Here is a 5,224-nt window from a genome sequence, read left to right as displayed (position 1 = left end):
GCCCACCCCCACCCGCACCGCGTCGGCGAACAACGCGCCCGCGAGCAGGGAGCCGCTGCCCCGAGGGCTCCAGCCCCGCAGCCGCAGTTCCGCGTCGAACGCGGCCAAGGCCCTGCGGCCGGCCGTCGTGGCCGTGCCGCCCTCGTCGAGGACGCCACGGGCCGCCGTCTGGACGTGCCGGAGTCCGTACGGGCCGGCGGTGTAGAGCAGTTCGGTGTCCTGGAGGGTCGACATGACCGTCAGCAGGGCGTCGAGACGGGCGTCCTCCTCCGGCGTTCCGGCGGTGCGCGCCGCGGCCAGGACGTCCAGGGCCCGGCGTACATGGGGGAATCCTGCGCGGGCCTCGCCCCGGGCGCCGGCCGCGCCGTACTCGGCGGAGACCGAGGACCCTCGGGACGGCCGCCGGGGCGCCCCTCGGTCGGGGTGGGCGGCGATCTCCTTCGCGGTGGCCACGAGTTCGCGGCCCCGGGCGCCCGGTTCCAGGGCCGCCGCGGCGACCAGGAGGCCCAGGACCCAGGTGGCGCCCCGGTGGCCGCCCCCGGCAAGGGTCAGTGAGTGTTCGGTGGATCGCCCTATCGCCCCGAGTTCCGCGCGGAGTTCGGGTGTCGGGGCCCCGTTGCGGCGGGCGCAGGCCGCCATCGCCGCGAGGCCGGGGAGCAGTGCCTTCGCCGACCAGCGCAGGGCACGGTGGTCCTGGCGGGTGATCCGGGCGCGGAGGTCTCGCGGGTCGGGCAGCCCGGGTTTGGGAGTCAGCTCCAACTGCCGGGTGAGCGCGGCCACGGCGGCCTGCGCCAGCGTCTCGTCCTCGCGGCTGTTCAAGGCCGTACCTTACGAGGCGGATGCGGAGGCGGAGGCGGGGTCCGTGCCGGCCGACGACCCCGACGAGGCGTCGGACCGCGTCGGGCCGTCCGTCGGGGGCTCGCCCGCCGGCGGTGTGCCGCCCTCACCGCCACCGCCGCCCCCACCATCGTTGCCGCTCCCGGCGCCGGTGTTCTCGGCGTCAGGGTCGATGCCGAGGGTGAGGAAGCCCTGATAGCCCCGGGCGGGGTTGCCCTTCTTCACGGCCTTGAGGGTGAGCAGGCCGCCGGCGGCGCCGCCGCCGTCGTAGACCATGTCGTCGTCGAGGGTGGTGTAGCTGCCGGTGTGCCGGGAGTACGGCTCCAGGGTGAAGACCTCCTGGGCGATCTCGTCGTCGAAGAAGAACTGGCCGGTGTAGTTGACCTTGCCGCCCTCGTAGGTGCCGTCCTCCTTCTCGCCGCCGGTGTGCACCTTGACGTGGATGTGGCAGGTGCGCGGGGTGTACCAACCGGGGAAGATCGTCTCGAACTTGACGACCCCGTCGGCATTGGCGATCTGGTAGCCGCGCAGGTAGGTGGCGTCGTCGGCGGTGGAGCCGTCCTCGCTCTCGGCGGGGGCCGAACCGCCCGGGTTGGCGGTGGTGTAGCCGGAGTAGTAGCCCCAGGCGTCGCAGTGCCAGATCTCCACCGCCGCGCCGGGGACCGGGGTGCAGCCGTCGCCGGCGTCGACGACCGTCAGCCGCAGGGCGAGCGGGACGCCGCTCTTGCCCTCGGTGATGTCCTTCCGCACCAGGGCGCCGTCGAGGTAGTACGGCCCCTCGGTGACGCTCGTCATCAACGTCATGCAGGTACTGCCGCTCACACTCGTCGCCGAGGCCGCCGTCCCCGCCGCGCCGGTCGTCTCGTCCGCGAACGCCGCCCGGTAACCCGCGACCGCCAGCCCACCGGCCGCGACCGTCCCTCCGGTCACGGCGAGCGCCCGGCGCCGAGTGATCGTTTTGCTTGCGTGATGTCCCGTCATGCCGCAGAACCTAGGGACTCAGTCCGTCAGGGGGCTGGGGGATGGCTGTGAGGGCGCTGAGAGCGGGGAGCAGGTCGGTCGGCGGAGGCGGAACCGTTCGCCGGGGCGCGGCGTCGTCACGTTTGGTCGGCGTTCCACCCCCTGCCTGGCGCTACGGAGAGTGACTTTTCCGGATCTTGCCTGGAGCCGAGAAACGCTGTACGGGACCGGGCTCTCCCCGAGGACGGAAGTGGATCAAGTCGCTTGGGGGCGCACTTGGTTGGAGCGGAGCGCAAGGAATGCACTACCGCGCCTTTAGTGCTTCAGGTCAAGTTCAGTACGCCACCTCGAGGACCGTTTTACCCCTTTTATCGATGAGCCCAAGAGTAAAGAATAGGCAAAAACCTTACGAGGTCCAGGCCTGCTCGCGATCGTCATCAGGGCGAGGTTGACCAGGCCTCAGGGCGGTGGCCTCGGCATTGGCGACAGAGGGAGGTGTCGGCATTCACCCGCTGGTGTGACCCGCCTCACGTTTATGTCGTGGAGGATGCGCTTGTCGTCCAGTACGAGCGCTATCGTCAGCACGCAATCAGGCCGGCTGGCATCTGATGCCGCTCGTCCAGTCGGCCCCTGCAGCTTCTGACTCGGCCTTCCCGGCGCGCGGTTCCCGTCGGCCAATGCTTCAGTTATCGAAGGCCATACAGGTCAGCACCTGAGGTGCTGTCAGAAGATGAGGTCCGAATGAACGCTTCTCTCGACATCGCGGCCGAAGAGCCGGGAAAGCCGACCGCGGTCGGCCCGGAGCGGGTTTCCCTCGTGCGTTTGGCTGCACAGAGTAGCGGCGCACTGTCCCCGGCAGTGACTCGCGCCGTGTCGAACGGCGTCGAGCGGCGGGGACCGGGCAGAGTCGCGGTCGCGGCCTTCCAGAGCTCGGTCTGATCTCATCGATCATCCATCGATCGGGAACTGACGCACCTCTCATGACACCCATGGGCCGACCAATCCACCCCTTACGCCAATTCGTGCTCAAAATGCACAGCCGCTGCGATCTGGCATGTGATCACTGCTATGTGTTCGAACATGCGGACCAAAGCTGGCGCGGTCGGCCCATTGTGACGTCCGACGAAGTCCTGAAGGCCACGGCGGAACGCATCGCCGAACATGCCACAACGCATGGCCTGGACACCGTTCATGTGGTGCTGCACGGCGGCGAACCGCTCCTGGCCGGTCACACCCGGCTGCGCCGAGCGGCGGAGGAACTGCACCGGACGCTCACCGGTGTGTGCGCCCTCGACCTGCGGATCCACACCAACGCCGTCACCCTCGACGAGCGGTTCCTCGACCTGTTCGACGAGTTCGACATCAAGGTCGGCGTCTCGCTCGACGGCGACAAGGCCGCGAACGACCTGCACCGCCGCTACGCCAACGGGCGCAGCAGCCACGACCGGGTTCTGCGGGGTATCGCCCTGCTCGACCGGCCCCGCTACCGCCACCTGTTCGCGGGCATCCTCTGCACCATCGACGTGCGCAACGACCCGGTCGCCGTCTACGACGCGCTCGCCGAACTCCGGCCGCCCCGCGTCGACTTCCTCCTCCCGCACGCCACCTGGGACGAACCCCCGCTCCGGCCCGCCGACGACTCGGACGGCACGGCCTACGCCCGCTGGCTGCTGGCGGTGTACGACCGCTGGGCGGCGGACGGCCGCCCCATGGACGTACGGATCTTCGACTCCGTCCTGCGCACCCTGCGCGGCGACAGCAGCCTGACCGAGTCACTCGGGCTGGCGCCCGCCGACCTCGCCGTGATCGAGACCGACGGCAGCTTCGAACAGGCCGACTCCCTCAAGACGGCCTACGACGGCGCCCCCGTCACCGGCATGGACGTGATCACCCACTCGCTCGACGACGTGGCCGCGCACCCGGGCCTCGTCGCCCGGCAGCAGGGACTCGACGGGCTGTCGGACCAGTGCCGGGCCTGCCCGGTCGTACGCTCCTGCGGCGGCGGGCTGTACGCCCACCGGTACCGGACCGGCAGCGACTTCCTCAACCCGTCCGTGTACTGCTCCGACCTGCTGCGCCTCATCACCGACATCCGGGACCGACACATGTCCGACCAGTCCGTCCAGCCCGCGCTGGCCGACGAGCACCTCGACGAACTGGCCGCGGGCCTCGGCTCCACCGCCACCACGGACCTGCTGGCCCGCCACCAGCTCTCCCTCGGCCGTGAGTTGCTGGGCCTCGTCTGGCACGAGACGCCGCACACCCCGCTGGGTGAGGCCGCCTGGGAGACACTCACGCTCCTCGACGGCACGGCCCCCGAATCCGTCGACCGGATCCTCGCCCACCCCTACGTGCGTCCCTGGGCCCTCCGGTCCCTGGAGGGCGGCACGGACGCGGCCGAGATCGCCATGCGCGGCGTGGCGGAGATCGCCGCGGCCGCCGCACTGCGCGCCGGACGAGCGGAAGCCGTCGTCGTGCCCGTCCACGAGGGAGTGCTGCGGCTGCCGACGCTGGGAACCCTCGCGCTGGGGGACGGCGTCGAGCAGGCCGAGGTCCGCACGGACAACGAAGGCTTCACGGTCCGCGCGGACGGCACGACGTACACGGTGTCCTGGAAGGGCCCCAAGGACCCCGCCTGGCGAGGGAGCCGACGGTTCGAACTGGACGGCTGGGCTGTGGCGCTGGAGGACACCGACCCCTGGCGGGACTGCCACGGCCATCCGGCGCACCCCCGGCTCGGCGAGGGCGAGGCCGAGGCATGGCGGGCCGACCTGGCCGCCGCGTGGGCGTGGATCCGCCGCGAACTTCCGCAGTACGCTCCCGGCATCGCCGCCGGGCTCCAGGTGGTCACCCCTCTTGGCCCCGCCTCCGACGGCTCCGACATCAGCTCGGCGGCCCGCGACGCGTTCGGGGCGGTCGCCATCGCGCGCCCCGCCGCCCCCGAGTCGCTCGCGCTGCTGCTCGTCCATGAGTTCCAGCACGTCAAGCTGGGTGCCGTGCTCGATCTGACGGATCTTTACGACCCGTCGTGCGACAAGCTGTTCTACGCCCCCTGGCGCCCTGATCCGCGTCCGCTGGAGGGGCTGCTACAGGGGACGTACGCCCATCTGGCGGTGATCGAGTTCTGGTTCGCGCGGTGGCGGTCCGCCGACGGTGACACGGCCCGCATGGCCGAGGTGCAGTTCTCCCGCTGGCGGGACCAGACGGCCGAGGCGGTGGAGACCCTCGCCGGGTCCGGTGCGCTCACTCCCGCCGGGGAGCGGTTCGTGGCGGGGATGCGGGGGACCCTCCGAGGGTTCCGGACGGCCGACGTCGGGGCGGAGGCGCTGCGTGCGGCCCGGCAGGCGGCCGGCGAGCACCGGGGCGCCTGGGAGGCGGCGGCGCGTTAGGGCCCTTCTGACGGATCTCCGTGGGAGAAGGAGCGGCG

Annotated in this window: 4 protein-coding genes; 2 read left to right on the top strand and 2 right to left on the bottom strand. The window is 71.3% G+C overall.

Annotation, left to right across the window (positions count from 1 at the left end; all coding sequences use genetic code 11):
* Together AOK15_RS24495 and AOK15_RS24490 are read right to left on the bottom strand one after the other, a co-directional pair.
* The coding region (locus tag AOK15_RS24495) for a triphosphoribosyl-dephospho-CoA synthase (protein ID WP_055520412.1) at nt 1–819 on the bottom strand (819 nt) is incomplete at its 3' end.
* Nucleotides 820–828: 9 nt separating this feature from the next.
* A complete protein-coding gene (locus tag AOK15_RS24490; RefSeq protein WP_205632221.1) occupies nt 829–1,818 on the bottom strand; it encodes an intradiol ring-cleavage dioxygenase in 990 nt (329 codons plus the stop codon).
* Nucleotides 1,819–2,538: 720 nt separating this feature from the next.
* Between AOK15_RS24490 and fxsA the strand changes: the two genes are divergently transcribed.
* Nucleotides 2,539–2,736: an FxSxx-COOH cyclophane-containing RiPP peptide gene (gene fxsA, locus AOK15_RS42665; RefSeq protein WP_055538757.1), complete on the top strand. Its 198-nt coding sequence runs from the start codon at nt 2,539–2,541 to the stop codon at nt 2,734–2,736.
* A 41-nt stretch (nt 2,737–2,777) separates the two neighbouring features.
* A complete protein-coding gene (locus AOK15_RS24485; protein WP_055520407.1) occupies nt 2,778–5,186 on the top strand; it encodes an FxsB family cyclophane-forming radical SAM/SPASM peptide maturase in 2,409 nt (802 codons plus the stop codon).
* Nucleotides 5,187–5,224: the final 38 nt, after the last annotated feature.

It is taken from the genome of Streptomyces ossamyceticus (genome assembly GCF_001418475.1).
In the GTDB taxonomy this organism is placed as follows: domain Bacteria; phylum Actinomycetota; class Actinomycetes; order Streptomycetales; family Streptomycetaceae; genus Streptomyces; species Streptomyces ossamyceticus.
Note: the sequence above shows the minus strand (reverse complement) of the source record. Positions and strands in the feature narration are given on the sequence as shown.